We start from the raw sequence: 14,991 nt of genomic DNA, 5'->3' as shown, positions 1-14,991 counted from the left end.
GCCGCCAGCGGTTGCATGCTCCTGCCACTCCCGGCACGCTGGCCGCCATACGAATCGCGACGGAAAGTACGCGGCCCATGAGTGAGGAACTCCTCGATCTGGCGATCGCCACCACCGGCGGTCAAGCACTCTGGGACACCCTGCGCGGCCTGAAAGTCGACATCTCCATCGGCGGCCCGATCTGGGCGATGAAGGGCTGGCCTCCAGAGAAGACGTTCGACCAGATCCTGACCCTCGACACGGCCAGAGAACACATCGTATTCAGCCCGTTCACCCGCCCCGACCAGCGGATGGTCTTCGACGCAGCCGCCGACAGCGTCACCATGCAGGCCCTTGACGGCGAACCGGTCGAGGCCCTCGCCCCGGCACGCGCCGGCTTCAAGGGAATGCTGCGCAGCAGTACCTGGGACGCTCTACACCTCGGCTACTTCCTGGGCTACGCGTGCTGGAACTACTTCACCACCCCGTTCCTCTTCACCCATCCGGACGTGCGGGTGCGCGAGATCGAACCGTGGCGCGAAGCCGGGCAGACCTGGCGACGCCTACAGGTGCACTTCCCACCAGAGATCACCACGCACAACCCCGACCAGGTGTTCTACTTCGACGCCCTCGGAATGCAACGCCGCATGGACTACATCGCCGAAGTCAACGGCAGCACCCTGGTGGGCCACTACACCAGCCGCTACCAGAGCTTCGACGGGCTTCTCGTGGCGACGCGCCGACGAGTCTTCCGCCGCAACCCCGACAACAGCGTCAACCTCAACCTCCCTTCCATCACGCTCGACATCCGCGATGTCGAGCTCGTCCACTCTGACGACGAACAGGCACAGCCATGACCACGGACATCGCCGTCATCGACCACCCTGCCCGGCGGCTGGTTGTGGCGCTCCCTCATCCCTACGACGCAGCGCGCGAGCATTACGAAGCCCTCGTCCCCGAGATCGATCTCCACCGCTTCTTCCAGATGGCCCCCTGGCAGGCCACGCTCGAGCTCGCCGAGATCAACGCCCCGCACGGGTTCATGCGCTACTACCGCAGCGACATCACCGCCGTCATGGCCGGCTCGCCCTCCTCCTGGAAGGCCACGCAGTACCTGATGGGCAACCACACCATCGCGGAGCGCATGTTCCGCCACGACCCGTCGGTCATGCTGCACGCGCCTCTGCGGACTCTGCTCTACGCGGACCCCGACGGCGACACCAAACTCGCCGTCGACCAGCCCAGCCTGCTGTTCGCCAGCTACGGCAACCCGCGGATCGCCGACGTCGGCCGCGAACTCGACACGCTGCTCGCTCGGCTGATCACCCTCCTCGGCGGCGACGCATCTCCCCACCTGTGATTCCGAGGGCCGGGCCGGCCCCCTACAGCCCGGCCGTCGTGTCGTCGGTGGTCGGGGCCCGCAATGGCCGGCGAGATTGCTTGCGTACGCAAGTATGTGGCTAGGGTAAAATGGCGGCGGACGCAATTAAATGTGGGCGAGGCCGCCCGAGGTCGCTTACGAGGAGTTGGACTTGAATACCCTTTTCACCCCCTACGCCGTCAGGTCGCTGACCATCCCCAACCGCATCTGGATGGCGGCGATGTGTCAGTACAGTGCGGCCCCGGAGGGCGAGACGGTCGGCGCCCCGACGGACTGGCACTTCGCCCACCTCGCCGCCCGCGCCTCGGGCGGCACCGGTCTGATCATCACGGAGGCCACGGCCGTGAGTCCCGAGGGACGGATCAGCCCCTACGACCTCGGCATCTGGAACGACACGCAGGTCGCCGCCTTCCAGCGCATCACCGCGTTCCTGAAGACACAGGGCACCGTTCCCGGCATCCAGCTGGCGCACGCCGGGCGCAAGGCCTCGACCGAACGCACCTGGGTCGACCGCGGACGCCAGATCACCCCGGACGAGCCCTACGGCTGGAAGCCGGTCGGACCCAGTGCCATTCCCTTCGCCGAGTCGTCGACGACGCCCGACGAGCTGAGCAAGGAGCAGATCGCTGAGATCGTCCAGCAGTTCGCCGACGGCGCCAGGCGCGCGGCGGCGGCGGGATTCGAAGTCGCCGAGATCCACGGTGCGCACGGCTACCTGATCCACCAGTTCCTCTCCGCTCACAGCAACCGACGCACCGACGAGTACGGCGACTCGTTCGAGGGCCGGATCCGGTTCGCCCTGGAGGTCGTCGAGGCGGTCCGCGCCACGTGGCCCGAGGAGCTGCCGGTCTTCTTCCGTATCTCCGCCACGGACTGGCTCACGGAGAACCCGGAGGACGACCGCGAGGGCTGGACCGCGGACGACACCGTCCGCTTCGCCAAGGAACTCCAGGCACGGGGAGTGGACCTGATGGACGTCTCCACCGGGGGCAACGCCCCCGACGCCAGGATCGAGGTCGGCCCCGGCTACCAGGTGCCCTTCGCCGAGCGGGTCCGCGACGAGACCGGAATGCCCGTGGCGGCCGTCGGCATGATCACAGAACCGGCCCAGGCCCAGGACATCATCACCTCCGGCAAGGCGGACGCCGTCCTCCTGGGCCGTGAGCTCCTGCGCAACCCGTACTGGGCGCGTCACGCCGCCGCCGAGCTCGGCGGCGAGGTTTCCGCCCCCGTCCAGTACCACTACGCGTGACGACCCCGCGGGCGGAACGGAGGTTCCGCCCGCGGCACCGGGCGCCGGGGATCCGGGGCCGCGGCCGGCACGCACCTACCTACGGCCGGCTCGCCGGGCAGCTCGCAGCTCCGGGTAACGCTGCCCCGCCGATGTATCCGGTCCTCGGCGCTCCCCGCATGCCACGCACCCGGCAACAGGCCCTTGCCGACGGCGCCTTGGAGGGCAAGGCGCTGTGGATCGGCACCACTCGCGACGAGGCGACGGCGTTCTTCGCCTTCGACCCCCGCATCCAGAACCTCACCACTACCACCGCCCTGGAATTCGCGACCGCCGTCGCCGAGTTCGTGACCGGCGGAACGGCCAGTGACTGGCTGCCCTATGCCCCCGCAACCGCCGTCCACATCCGCCACTTCGACTGAGGCAGGAGATTGTCATGAAGCACATCTTCCGCAAGCCAGCTATGTGCCATACGAGGGAACGGCCGCCCTTGGACCAGCCGACCGAGTGAAGGGTCCAACGGGTGCCCGGTGTACCGCTCGTCCTCAAGGCAGGGATGATCAGGCCACTTTGTCGCCACTGGCCCTGTCCTGACCGCCCGTGCTCCCGTTGGGATGGACGTGCTTCCGCCGAAGGGTGGGACGCGCAGAATCCGCTGCAACCGCTACCGAGAGGCCCTTGATGACCATGCCGCGCACCCGCTCGTTCGCCCAGGTCGACGTGTTCTCCACGGTCCCCTACAGCGGCAACCCGGTTGCGGTCGTCCTGGATGGGACGGACCTGACCGACGAGGAGATGCAGCGTCTGGCGCGCTGGACGAACCTGTCCGAGACCACGTTCGTACTTCTCCCCACCGTCCCCGAAGCGGACTACCGGCTGCGCATCTTCACACCCCAGGGCGAACTGCCCTTCGCCGGTCACCCCACCCTCGGCTCCGCACGCGCCTGGCTGGACGGCGGCGGCACGCCGAAACACGCCGACCGCATCGTGCAGGAGTGCGCCGCCGGCCTGGTCACCGTGCGCCACGGCAAGGGCACTCTGTCTTTCGCCGCGCCCCCTCGCGTCCGCGACGGCGCGCTCGATGACACCTATCTGAACCAGATCGTCGCCGCATTCGGCATCACGCGTGACCAGGTCGTGGCCCACCAGTGGGTCGACAACGGTCCCGGCTGGGCCGTGCTCCAGCTGCGCACCGCCGAGGAGGTCCTCGCCCTCGAACCAGACTTGTCCCTCATCCCGGCCGCGATGGTCGGCGCGATCGGGGCCTACACCGAGGGATCCGAGCACAACTTCGAGATGCGCACCTTCGCCCCCGGTGCCGGCGTGCCCGAGGACCCCGCGTGCGGCAGCATGAAGGGGCCAAGAACACTCCAACAGGGCCCCGGGAGACCGAGTTATGGCCCACCGGCGGTCTGGCGGTGGCCCTCTCCCTCGTCGGCTACCTGCGGCAGAAGACCCTGCCCACGTGCGGCTGATCGTCACGGCCGCAAGCAGAGAAGCGGCGCCGCAAACAGAGAAGCAGCGGCCACCGCAACATGATCCTGAGCAATCCGAAAGCGTTGAGGAGTTCATCCGATGAAGACCCTGCTCACCGGCGGAACCGTGGTCAGCATGGACCCGGCGGTCGGAGATCTCGACCGCGGTGACGTGCTGATCGAAGACGGCGTGATCGTCGAGGTGACTGATCGGATCGACGCGCCGGACGCCGAGGTGATCGACGCGACCGACCGGATCGTCATGCCCGGCTTCGTCGACAACCACCGCCACACTTGGCAGACCGCGTTCCGAGGCGTCGGCGCGGACTGGACGTTCCCCGAGTGGGCGGTGGCCATGCACTGCACGGTCAAGCCCCATTACCAGCCCGAGGACGTCTATGTGGGCACTCTGCTCGGCCGCCTGGAGGCCCTGCACTCCGGCGTGACCACGATGCTGGACTGGTACCACGTCGCGCAGAGCCACGAGCACGAGGACGCCGCCATTGCGGCGCTGCGGGACACGCCGGGGCGGTCGATCTTCTGCCTCGGCGCCGGATGGGGCACCCCCGACCCCGTCGACGCAGAGATTCGCCGCGTCCGCTCCGACCTGGCCGGGGACGGCCTGGTCACCATGGCGCTGGGGCTGCGCGGGCCGGAGGACACCAGCATGGACACCGTCGGCAGGGAGTTGAAGCTGGCGGCCGAACTCGGCCTGCGCACCAGCCTGCATGTCGACGGCGGTGGGACGCAGCACCCGGTCGCCGAGTTGTGCGAGCACGGTCTGCTGCGGGACACCACCACGTTCGTGCACGCCAACGGGATCAGCGACGAAGAGCTGCGGATGCTCGCCGACGCGGGCAGCTCGGTGTCGATCAGCCCGGACGTCGAGCTGAAGATGGGGTTCGGATCACCGATCACCGGCCGGGCGCTTGCCGCGGGCCTGCGCCCGACGCTGTCCACCGACGACGTCCCATCCGTCGGCGGCGACATGTTCTCCACGATGCGTACCGCCTTCGCCGTGCAGCGCGGCCTGGACGGAGGCCTGCGCTCCCAGGACTTGCTGGCGTTCGCCACCATCGACGCCGCCCAGTCGTGCGGGCTCGACTCCCGAACCGGCAGCATCACGCCAGGCAAGGACGCCGACCTCATCCTTCTGCGCGCCGACGACCTGACCGTGTTCCCGGTCACCGACCCGGCCGCCACCATCGTCAGCGCCGGCCATCCCGGCCTGGTCGACAGCGTCCTCGTCGCCGGGCGCGTGGTCAAACGCGACGGCGTACTGGTGGACGTGGACCTGGCGGCGCTGAGGACCCGACTGGTCGAATCGCGCAACAGGATCGCGGCGGCCGCCGGCATTCCACTCGACGGCACATGGCGCCCACGGCCGGAATCGGAGTAGCAGCTCTCAAGGAGTGCACATGGTACGACGCGCCCGGTCCCATCTCCCTGCCCCTGTGGCTGGTGCAGAAGCTCACTCGCCGTGGCCACCAAGCCGGTGCGGCGGTCGCAGACCAGGATGCCTGGGCGGCCCGGGCAGCAGCGGGCCGCGAAGCGGCGGGAAGGACTCCGTCGATGAGGTGGAAACTGCGGCTGACCGCCGCGAACAAGGGCATCTGGAAAGCCTCCGAGGTCCAGGAGCCTGGCCGAGCACGGCCTGGTGATCGCAGCTGGGAAGATGTCCTGGCTGTGGTCGGGCCAGCCTGTCCCGCTCAAGCTGGAGGACCTGGACGTCATCTGAGTCGTCCTCGGCTGCGAGATCGGCGACCTCCTGATCCTCGAGCCGGAGAAGGTCCGCCGCCCCGGGCAGGCGGAGGAGACGGAACGGGCCGCGTCGGCCCAGGAACCGCTGGCGTCGGTGATGTCGATGCCGGTTCACTCCTCGGCGGGCTCATCAAGCACATGGCCGAGTTGGTACTCGGCATCGTGGAGCAGTTGTTCCGTCACCCGCACACCGGTCAGCCGCTGGGCGAGGGCGAGGACCGAGGCCTTCTTGACGTACAGGCCGGTGTTGCCCTCGTCGTCGGAGAGATTGAAACCGACCTCACGCATCAGCGAGTTGAGGGCGTCGGGGGTGCTGCCCTCTCTGGCCGTGGGCCACTCGAAGGAGGTCCGAAGCTCCCCGTCCTCGTACCAGTGGAACAGGTGGATGGGCTTGCCTCCGTTGCTGGAGTGCACCACGGCGCGCCCGCCCGCCGACAGGGCCTCCAGGAAGCGCGGCTGCATCGCCACGCCGCCGTCGAAGTGCAGGACAAGTGCCCAGTCGCCGCCCGCGCCTGGCATCGTGAACGCGCCCGCGATGAAGGACTCGTAGGAGTAGTCCGTCGCTTCGAACAGTTCCTCCTGCTGCTCGATCAGCGCGTCCACCCCCGTGCACGTGCCCTGCGGCTCCGCCTCCATCACCCGCAGCACCTCCTCTGGGCCAACGCCGCGTACCAGGGTCAGGGTGTACCCGGTTTCCAGCGCGTAGCGGAAAAACTGGGAGGAACGTATCCAGGCGTAGTCATGTGCGGTCACCGAAGTCATGCACCAGAGTCTGCCTGCCACCACTGACAAGGTCGGCGAAGAGGGCTACGGCGTGTATCGAAAGTAGATCTTGGTCGTGGGATGATCTTGGTTCGTGGCACGTGGAGATCTGACGGACAAGCAAGGGGCGGTGCTGGAGCTGTTGTTGCCGAGGGGCAAGAACCGCGCCTACCTGCGGCGTCGCGGTATCCGCTGCACATTCCGGACAAGGCCGACCAGGTCCGCAACCGCAAGAAGTGTGGGTCCAGCGGTGGCCGGCCACCCAAGTTCGACCCAGAGGACTACAAGGCCCGGCACGCGGTCGAGTGCGGCATCAATCGCCTCAAGAGACATCGTGCCGTGGCCACCAGGTACGACAAACTCGCGGTCCGCTACGAGGCTACCGTCCTCGTTGCACGCCATCAACGAGTGGTTGTCACGTACTGGTCCGACGACAACTCGAACACCCGTACCCGCCGACCGCAGGTGGGATTGACGGTCTCACGGACCGGATGCATCCCCAGTTTGGTCATGATCCGTTCGGAGGCGTCGTTGCCCACTTGAGTGATGCTGACGATCCGCTCCAGCCCTCGCTCCTCGAACCCGAACCGTACAGCGGCCGCAGCGGCCTCGGTGGCCAAGCCCTGCCCCCAGTGGGAACGTCCCAGCCGCCAGCCGACCTCAACCGCCGGCAGTACCTCCGGCAAGAAGTTGGGCACCGAAAGGCCGGTGAACCCGGCCAGCTCGCCAGTGGACCGGATCTCCACGGCGAACAGGCCGAAGCCCTGTGACTCCCACTCGCTCTCCCATGCCTGGACCCCGTCACGAGTCTGCTGTTCGTCACGGACGTTGCCGTCACGGATCCACCGCATGACCTCGGGGTCGGCATTGACGGCAGCCATGGACGCAACGTCTTCCTCGCGCCAGCGACGCAGGATCAAACGGGGAGTCTCAAGCGTGACCATCCAATCATTCTGGATCACAAATGAGCTCTCCGTCATCCTCACGCGGACGAGCCAGGCCGGGACGCGGCGCGGCGTCTTGGCGCCGAGCGCGCGCCAGGTCCGGCAGCCAGTCGCGCACTGGTGCCGGCTCGCCGTCGGCGAGGTCGACCGGATGCTCGACTGCTCCAAGTCGCTGGACAAGTGCGCCATCCAGCTCCCCACCCACAAGGTGGGGAGCATGTACTGGAAGCAGTACGCCAGTTCGGGCCACTTCGACACGTCCAAGCGCCTGTCGGACTACACCGACCAAGTGGCGCATGCTGCTGTACGGCAGCGGCGGCAAGGTCACGGTGAGCACAGCGAACAACACGGCGACGCTCAACTACGAAGGCCTGGTGGCGTGTTTCGCTCGGACCAACCTCAAGCGCGACCTCAGCTCGCTCAGCGGACGCGGCCGCGCCAACATCGAACGGTTCATCACCCTGGGCGACTGCAAGGCCTGCCAGAGCGTCCGGCTGAACCCGACCGCCCTTGCGTCGAAGCCGGGACCTCCGTGACCGGCGAGTACCTGCGCCGCTACTGCCGCGCATGACCGGCGGGGGCCTTCGCTGGAGGCGGCCCGCGAAGGCCCCGTCACCCGTCACGACATCGTGAGACCGTGGAGAGGAACCGGCATCCGGACCTGTGGAAGGAGCACCGGACATGACCACCCACCCGGCCCACCCCGCCGCCCGCTCGATCAGGACCACCCCCGAAGGACTCCAGTGGGAGCCCAGCGAGCGCTGGGTGCGCGGCCGCAAGGGCGACGTCACCGTCGTCGACAGCCGGCACCCGGTGCTCGTCTGGGAACCCCACCTGCCCGTGCCGCAGTACGCCTTCCCACGCGAGGACGTCCGCACGGACCTCCTCCGCCCGGCAAAGGACCCGCCCACCGGCACGCACACCGGCTCCCGGGTCTTCTACGACCTCGAAGCCGACGGCGAGGTGCGCGACAACGCGGCCTGGACGTTCCCCGCCGAGGATCTGGCCGGCCACATCGCCTTCGAGTGGTTCCTGCGCACCGACACGGGCCTCGACCACTGGTACGAGGAGGACGAGGAGATCTTCATCCACCCCCGCGACCCGCACAAACGCGTGGACGCGCTGCCCAGCAGCCGGCACGTGCGGGTCGAGATCGACGGGCAGACCGTCGCGGACACCCGGGCCCCCGTCCTGCTCTTCGAGACGGCCCTGCTCACCCGCTACTACCTCCCCCTCGAGGACGTCCGCCTCGACCTGTTCGACGCCACCGACCACCACACCGGCTGCCCCTACAAGGGCACCGCCGAGTACTGGTCCTGGCGCGGCGGGGGCGAGGTGCCGCCCAACATCCTCTGGAGCTACCCCGAGCCGCTGCCCGCGGTGGCGGTGATCCAGGGGCGGCTGGCCTTCTTCAACGAGGCCGTCGACATCACTCTCGACGGCGAGCGCCTGGAGCGCCCGGACACGCCGTTCAGCCGGATGCTGAAGGGGAGCCGTGCGTGAAGCTGTCGAGCAGGGTGTCGAGCCCGGCCGCGGGGCCCTCCGACCCGCCCTGCTCGGCGAGTGCGGCCGCCGTCTCCCGCAGGGTCGGCAGCTCCTTCGCGGACAGCCGGTGCAGTCCGAGCCGGACGGGTCGGGCTTCTCCGGGTTGTCCACCATGGGCCGCTGTTCCACGGACACATAGCCCAGCAGCCAGGCGGTGAAAGCGCGGAACACGGCCGACGCGGTCGCCTCGTCGATGCCGGCGCCCCGCAGCAGGACCAGCACCCGCTCGTGATCCCGCAGCACCGCGGCGGGCCGCCGGGCCGGCGGGACCGCCGGCGGATGCGTGGTGAGCAGCGGCACCGCCTGGGGATGGATGTGGGATGGGGGAGTCGGGCGCGTGGGGTGGTGTCACGAGGGAACTCCCATCCCTCACATCTCCCGACGGGGTGGCCCTCTGCACCCAGGGGAGGATCAATATCTGGGACGTCAGGTTGCATTGCGGGATCGACACAACCTGGCATAGGCGGGCCGCCTGCGGACGCGAGGCAGGCCTGCAGTTCGCCCCCCGGCGGGCGCACCCTGGCGATAATGGACGCGACTGTCGCCGTACTTGTCAGAGCGCCCAGGTCAGTACGGGTGAACCTGCTCAGTCGGATGTCCGTCAACACTGCGGAGTCCCCCTCGCGGACGCCGACGCCCCGGCCGCGTTCGGCGCGGGCAGTGTCCTTCTGACGCGGCGCCGCGTCACTGACTGGGCGCGCGTGCCTCCACCGGGAAGAGGGCGTCGAGCCGAGGTGTCCCCGCCCCCGCGGCGAGCCGGGGTATCGCACCCCTCGTCGTGGCCCTCACGGTCTCGTCCCCCTCTTCACACTCCGCCCGCGCCTCCTGGACGGCGCCCAGGGCCTCGTAGAACGCGTCCCCGCAGTCGTCCTCCTGGCCGGTCAGCTCGTCGAAGGCATCCTGCGCCACGTAGTCGAGCTCCTCCCATTCCGGCCACTCGTCGTCGTGCCACTCCCGCAGGTGCCGGCCCGCCAGGGCCCGCACCTCGGAAACGTCGGCGAGCGCGTCCGGATCAGCGAGCACCGCCTCGTACGTCCCTCGCCCCTGCGCCACCAGCCAGAGCGCGAAATAGTCGAAGCCGTCGTCGGAACACGAGCCGCCTTCGATCCGGCTCACCGCCCGCCACAGTGCGCCCGTGGCGACGGCCTCGCACGCGGCCTCCAGGTGCGCCTGGAACTTCACGCCCGCCGCGGCCGGTCGGCGCAGCAACTCCCCGCGGAGCCAATCCAGCCGCTCGTTCCGGTCACCCGGGCGACGGCTCAATTCGTCCATGAGCGCCCAGAAGGTCTTCTCGTCCATGCGGCACAGGATCGCAGCCACCACTGACACACCAGAGAGCTCCATGCGGAAACAGCAGCGGTGGATCTACCACCATGCACAGTAGGCTGTCCAGCAAGGGCTTCCCACATCTCAAAGACTGAGCACGTTCATCCGTACCTGACTGGGCAGGGCACTTCCGGGTGTGCTTGTTCGACGCAGCAGCCCCCTTTCGTCCGTCAGTCGCACTCGCGTCACGCAAGAAGATCTACCCTCCCAGGCCGCGTCGCGAGGGCGAAGTCCGTGACCCTTACCGTCCGCCTTCGAGCCGAACCAAGCTCAGCCGAGACCACGATGGGCGGCCCACAACGCCCCGGCACGGCTGGCAGCGCCAGCGATCAGAGCCGCCAGTTCGGGCTTGTCGGGGACAGGAAACGAGACGTATGCGCCCCGACCACCACCGACTGGTCGGCCATAGGCCTTTGCGGCGAGGTGACCGTCCGGGAGAAGCCGGACGTTGAGGGTGGTCAGCGTGAACGCTTCACCGCGTCGAGTGTCCGTCCAGCGGAGCGCCTGCGGGATCGTGACATTGATCGCCAGAGCACTCACTTCCAGGTCGCTGCTCATGGACAGATGATCTCACGCGAGTCGCCACATTCGGCCGCCACCGGCTTATATGGCAGGCAGCTTGATCACGACTCGGGACACGAAGACCTCCGTGCGGTGCAGTCCTGGACAGCTCCACCACACCGGAGGTCTTCGCCATGATCAAGCCTGATCGGAGTCAACAACGCTCGTGATCAATACATCTGGGCCCTGTCAGCCTGGGCGCCGCGGGCCTGCAACCGTCGTGCGGCCAACAGGAGTTCGCACGGCGAGCCGTCCGGTGTGCGCACCAGCATCCGGCCGATCGTCTCGCCCTCGTGGTAAATGACGAGGACCTTGCCTTCGGCGGTCAGGTGCAGTGTCCGCCACGGGTGGCTCCACAACTGCGTGGTGCCGTCCCACATCTGCAGTTTGCGGTTCGTCACCCGCAGCTCGAAGCGGGCGGCATCGTACTGTGACGTGGGCGCGCTCATGTCGTACGGGGACCGCACCTCGTACGCGCTCAGCAGGAACTCGCGGTGCCCGATCGCCTCGTCGCGGGTTCGGGTGACCCGGCCCGCCCGTGCCGCCCGCCACCCCGCGAACGCGCCGCCCACCAGGGCGACCGGGACGACCAGCCACCACCGCAGCGGCGTGCCGAACCCCTCCACCAGCAGCTGCGCGACCACCATGCAGCCCACCACCGAACCGCTGCTCACCGCGGCACGCCGAATCCGCCGCCGACGCGCGACCCCGGGATCTCCCACCTGCCCCATGCGGCACCCCCTCCGAAGCAACGCGATCGTAAACCGTGGACCTACGCCCTGGGCTTGGGCGTGGGCAGAAACGCCGGGCTCAGCAGCGCCCCAGGGAGCCGTCGGCGCCCGCATCGACGTCCTCGCCCGCATCCCGGCGGACCGGACAGGCACGCGCGGATCGGGCGGCGCAACTGCCGATGCGTCGCCCAGAGAAGCGAAATCAAACCCGACTCGAACCCCAAGTGCCCTTACCCAGCCCACATCTGCTCCGGGGACGGGCTGTGTGGTCGGCCCGCAATTCGGCACGGACACCGGCCACCAGCCCGTCCGGTTGATCCCTGCCCAGAGTGTCGAACGTTCCCGCTCAAGGGCCCCTGCCCGGGTGGGGACTAGCGTCCTCGTAACCGCCACGCTACTGAGCAGGGGCCACCCTGATGATCAGGGGCCGCCGGAGCGGAACCCACGTGAACTAGTCTCCGGGTGTGCGAGCACGCTCGCTCGAGCCGTACGGACCGTGAGCTTTCTCAGGCCCGGAAGGTGGGCAGATCAGCGTAGTCCGGCGAAGAGGTCGTTCTCGGGCACGGCCGCGCCGGTGGTGTCCTGGACACGTACGAAGGTCTCGACGCCCATCATTTCGGTGAACCTTTTCTGGCCCATTTTGAGGAAGAAGATGTTCTCGCCCTGGCTGGCGTGCGCGGCCAGCGCATCGAACTTCTGACCGCCGAACGCCGTGGTATCCACCCAGGTGGTGATCTCCTCGTCGGGGAGTCCGATCTCGGCCATCGCGGCGGCCTCGGCGGGATCCGGCTCCTGCCAGTCCGCACCGAACTCGCGCATGGCCTCCCCGAACCGCTGCATCATCGAGCGGGGCGCCGTCGTCCAGTACACCTTCGGTGTCGACATGGTCATCGCCAGCGCCGTCATCGTGATGCGGTTTGCCTGGATGTGGTCGGGGTGGCCGTAGAAGCCGTTCTCGTCGTAGGTGACGACCACATCGGGTTGGTAGCGGCGCAAGAGTTCCGCGAGTCGGGCAGCGCCCTCCTCCACGGGTGTCTGCCAGAAGGATCCGGGCGCGTCGTTGGTCGGCCAGCCCATCATCCCGGAGTCGGCGTAGTCCAGCGTTTCCAGATGACTGACCTTCAGGATGTTGCAGCTCGCCTCAAGCTCTTGACGCCGCATCAAGGCGACGGCTGCCGGATCGTGCCCGGGGTCGTCCGGCTTGACACCCCCCGGTCCGTCACCGCAACTGCCGTCGGTGCACGTCACGAGGACTGTGCGGATGCCCTCCGCCGCGTACCGTGCGAGGACACCTCCCGTTCCAGTGGCCTCATCGTCGGGGTGGGCGTGCACCGCCATGAGCGTCAAGGGCCGGTCATTCATGAAACAGTCCTCCTGTGTGAAAAGGCCGCGTTCCGAGTCTGCGGCAGGTGTATGAGGGATCGCCCCGGTATCGGGTGACCGGGCGTACCGAGGACCCGGGAGCCCCCGGATGACGTCGGGGCGGACGATCTTTTGGCCTCTCTGCTCCCGCCCCGCGCGGCGCCAGTCCCTCGGCTGGTGCAACAGTGCTGGCCGGATCGGCTGTTCCCGCCGGGCAAGGGAAAACTCCTGCGCCTTGGCGCTGGAGCCCGTTCACTGCCGTGCGTCGTCGACGGCAGCAAACTCGGCCTGGGCATTCGCCTACGCCCAGGCCGAGGGAATCGAGCTCCGCCTGGACGCCACCGAGGTCCAGGTTCGCCGGCCGCAAGCCGGGATGCCCGTAGGGGAGTGGGGTGTCGGTGGCGGGTAGGGCGTGGCGTCCGCGGTCGCCCCAGCTCGCCTTTCGCTCCTGCTCCGACGGACAGTTGCTGCCAAGCCCGCTACGGTGTGCGCGCAACGAGCGCCTTTGCCTGGAACCTCCCTGCGTGCGTGACGACTTGGTGGGTGCTGGAAACGGCCAGCGCGTAACCGATCGGGCGGGCCTCCAACGTGTTACGAGTGGAGCCAGGGCACGCTCGATGAGTTGTGTCTTCGGTGCCAGTCTGTCTGATGCAGCGATGACTGTAAGGAGACGAGATGAGTCGTGGCTCGACGCCTCATGGCCGACAGCAGCAGGTGTTCGCGTTCTTGTTCTGTTCTCTCGACGGCTATCACGAGGGACCCGGTGGGGAATTGGATTGGGGCGTCTACGACGAGGAGTTCTTCGACTGGAACGTGCGCCAGACCCGCGAAGTGGGTGCCCTGCTGCTGGGGCGGCGGACCTACGAGCACTTCGCTGAGGTCTGGACCTCGGCCGCGGCCGCGGAGCGGATGCCCGAGGTCGCGGCCTTCATGAACGCCGTGCCCAAGACGGTGGTGACGGGCAGTGGCACGGTCACCCCCTGGGAGAACACCCGCGTTACCGACGGCAGTGCTCTGGAGGCCGAGGTTGCGCGGCTGCGGGCCGAGTCGGCCGGTGACGTCGCGGTGTTCGGGAGTTCGGGGCTCACCGTGACCCTGCTGGAGCAGGGACTGGTGGATGAGCTGCGGATCCTGCTGCATCCGGTGCTGCTGGGGCACGGTCGGAGCCTGTACGCCGGTCTGAAGGACCGCATTGATCTGACAGCGGGTGCGGTGACCGTGTTCCGTTCGGGTAACGTCCTCCTGCGGTATCGGCCACCCGGCCACGCCGGGAACCTCTCGCTCGATGAGGCCGAGGGCTGACAGGGGCCAGTGGTAGTCGCGGGCTGCGTGGTGGAGGCTGGCGGCGAGGTTGGTGCCGCCGCCCTGGCGGCGGACGCCGATGGCGAGGTTGCACAGGCTGGCCATCACGCGGGGCAGGTGGACGGCGCGGACCTTGGAGTCGTCCTCGCGAAACGTGCGGTCACTGACGTGGTGCAGGACGTTCTCAACGCTGGATGCTGCCGATGGTCCACTCGCAGTGGCCGGGCCGGGCCGTCTCACCCTGGATCCTGCTGTGGCCCCGCCTGCTGTGGTCCTACGTGACGGCGATGATCCGGAGGTGCTGGGCCGGGAGTGTGCTGAGGGTGACCGGGAAGAGCGTGCGCCCAAGCCGCCGGGGCATCGGCGCGGACAGCGCCGCGAACCAGAACCGGTCCACAGGGCTCGTAGCGGACCTGGTCCTTCAACTGCCGGCGCAGCACCGCGTTCTCGTGCCGCAGCACGAGCGGCTCGACGTCTTCGGCGGAACCGCGGCGCGGCAGCACCGCCGGGACGGAAGGTAGCTTTCGGGTCACCTCGCACACCAGCGAAACGATCACGCGGAGATGGTGCGGGCCGACGCCGCAATGCCGCACTCGCCTGCAGCGATGACGTTCCGGGCATCACAGGAGGG

The 14,991-nt window shown here is 68.4% G+C and carries 16 protein-coding genes and 2 pseudogenes; 12 read left to right on the top strand and 6 right to left on the bottom strand.

All coding sequences use genetic code 11. The features are described from left to right. Positions 1–77 precede the first annotated feature (77 nt). From ACWEK3_RS22500 to ACWEK3_RS22475, 6 genes are all read left to right on the top strand, one after another. Positions 78–836, top strand: coding sequence for a hypothetical protein (locus ACWEK3_RS22500; protein WP_453250440.1), 759 nt, complete (start codon positions 78–80; stop codon positions 834–836). Beyond that, complete coding sequence (locus ACWEK3_RS22495) at positions 833–1,339, top strand: DUF302 domain-containing protein (RefSeq protein ID WP_453250439.1); 507 nt, start codon at positions 833–835, stop codon at positions 1,337–1,339. Before ACWEK3_RS22500 ends, ACWEK3_RS22495 begins: the two co-directional genes overlap by 4 nt. A gap of 172 nt (positions 1,340–1,511) precedes the next feature. Then, positions 1,512–2,612: an NADH:flavin oxidoreductase/NADH oxidase gene (locus ACWEK3_RS22490; RefSeq protein ID WP_450543324.1), complete on the top strand. Its 1,101-nt coding sequence runs from the start codon at positions 1,512–1,514 to the stop codon at positions 2,610–2,612. A gap of 158 nt (positions 2,613–2,770) precedes the next feature. After that, positions 2,771–3,013: a hypothetical protein gene (locus ACWEK3_RS22485; RefSeq protein WP_453250438.1), complete on the top strand. Its 243-nt coding sequence runs from the start codon at positions 2,771–2,773 to the stop codon at positions 3,011–3,013. A 259-nt stretch (positions 3,014–3,272) separates the two neighbouring features. Continuing rightward, positions 3,273–4,130 carry a PhzF family phenazine biosynthesis protein gene (locus ACWEK3_RS22480; protein ID WP_453250437.1) on the top strand — a complete coding sequence of 286 codons (858 nt, stop codon included), beginning with the start codon at positions 3,273–3,275 and terminating at the stop codon, positions 4,128–4,130. Between the two features lie 36 nt (positions 4,131–4,166). After that, positions 4,167–5,465, top strand: a complete 1,299-nt coding sequence (locus tag ACWEK3_RS22475; protein WP_450543332.1) for an amidohydrolase family protein — start codon at positions 4,167–4,169, stop codon at positions 5,463–5,465. A gap of 473 nt (positions 5,466–5,938) precedes the next feature. Here ACWEK3_RS22475 and ACWEK3_RS22470 read toward each other — a convergent pair whose 3' ends face one another. Beyond that, positions 5,939–6,589 carry a DUF6461 domain-containing protein gene (locus tag ACWEK3_RS22470; protein ID WP_453250436.1) on the bottom strand — a complete coding sequence of 217 codons (651 nt, stop codon included), beginning with the start codon at positions 6,587–6,589 and terminating at the stop codon, positions 5,939–5,941. Positions 6,590–6,752: 163 nt separating this feature from the next. Here ACWEK3_RS22470 and ACWEK3_RS22465 point away from each other — a divergent pair. Continuing rightward, a pseudogene (locus tag ACWEK3_RS22465) lies at positions 6,753–6,985 on the top strand (IS5 family transposase); the annotation flags it as partial. Positions 6,986–6,990: 5 nt separating this feature from the next. On the opposite strand, the gene ACWEK3_RS22460 reads toward ACWEK3_RS22465, so the two are convergent. Continuing rightward, a complete protein-coding gene (locus ACWEK3_RS22460; RefSeq protein WP_453250479.1) occupies positions 6,991–7,533 on the bottom strand; it encodes a GNAT family N-acetyltransferase in 543 nt (180 codons plus the stop codon). 296 nt (positions 7,534–7,829) lie between these two features. Here ACWEK3_RS22460 and ACWEK3_RS22455 point away from each other — a divergent pair, with 296 nt between their 5' ends. After that, positions 7,830–8,069, top strand: coding sequence for a hypothetical protein (locus ACWEK3_RS22455; RefSeq protein WP_450543336.1), 240 nt, complete (start codon positions 7,830–7,832; stop codon positions 8,067–8,069). A gap of 145 nt (positions 8,070–8,214) precedes the next feature. Beyond that, positions 8,215–9,036: a DUF427 domain-containing protein gene (locus ACWEK3_RS22450; RefSeq protein ID WP_453250435.1), complete on the top strand. Its 822-nt coding sequence runs from the start codon at positions 8,215–8,217 to the stop codon at positions 9,034–9,036. 726 nt (positions 9,037–9,762) lie between these two features. Here the strand turns inward: ACWEK3_RS22450 and ACWEK3_RS22445 are convergent. The 4 genes from ACWEK3_RS22445 to ACWEK3_RS22430 all read right to left on the bottom strand — a co-directional run bounded on the left by ACWEK3_RS22445 (position 9,763) and on the right by ACWEK3_RS22430 (position 13,058). Continuing rightward, positions 9,763–10,377, bottom strand: a complete 615-nt coding sequence (locus ACWEK3_RS22445) for a DUF4240 domain-containing protein (protein WP_453250434.1) — start codon at positions 10,375–10,377, stop codon at positions 9,763–9,765. 297 nt (positions 10,378–10,674) lie between these two features. Next, positions 10,675–10,962, bottom strand: coding sequence for a hypothetical protein (locus tag ACWEK3_RS22440; protein WP_361422477.1), 288 nt, complete (start codon positions 10,960–10,962; stop codon positions 10,675–10,677). A gap of 173 nt (positions 10,963–11,135) precedes the next feature. Further along, complete coding sequence (locus ACWEK3_RS22435) at positions 11,136–11,612, bottom strand: hypothetical protein (RefSeq protein ID WP_453250433.1); 477 nt, start codon at positions 11,610–11,612, stop codon at positions 11,136–11,138. Between the two features lie 612 nt (positions 11,613–12,224). Then, entirely contained in the window at positions 12,225–13,058 is an 834-nt protein-coding gene (locus ACWEK3_RS22430; protein ID WP_453250432.1) for a PIG-L family deacetylase, read from the bottom strand. Positions 13,059–13,353: 295 nt separating this feature from the next. Here ACWEK3_RS22430 and ACWEK3_RS22425 point away from each other — a divergent pair. The 3 genes and pseudogenes from ACWEK3_RS22425 to ACWEK3_RS22415 all read left to right on the top strand — a co-directional run. Continuing rightward, a pseudogene (locus ACWEK3_RS22425) lies at positions 13,354–13,431 on the top strand (transposase family protein); the annotation flags it as partial. A 302-nt stretch (positions 13,432–13,733) separates the two neighbouring features. After that, complete coding sequence (locus tag ACWEK3_RS22420) at positions 13,734–14,360, top strand: dihydrofolate reductase family protein (protein ID WP_453250431.1); 627 nt, start codon at positions 13,734–13,736, stop codon at positions 14,358–14,360. A gap of 194 nt (positions 14,361–14,554) precedes the next feature. Then, the gene (locus tag ACWEK3_RS22415; RefSeq protein WP_453250430.1) at positions 14,555–14,881 is read left to right on the top strand and encodes a hypothetical protein; all 327 of its coding nucleotides are present in this window, start codon (positions 14,555–14,557) and stop codon (positions 14,879–14,881) included. Positions 14,882–14,991: the final 110 nt, after the last annotated feature.

The organism is Streptomyces sp. NPDC004721 (assembly GCF_053601495.1).
The sequence above is the reverse complement of the archived record's forward strand: the minus strand, read 5'-3'. Positions and strand labels throughout refer to the sequence as shown.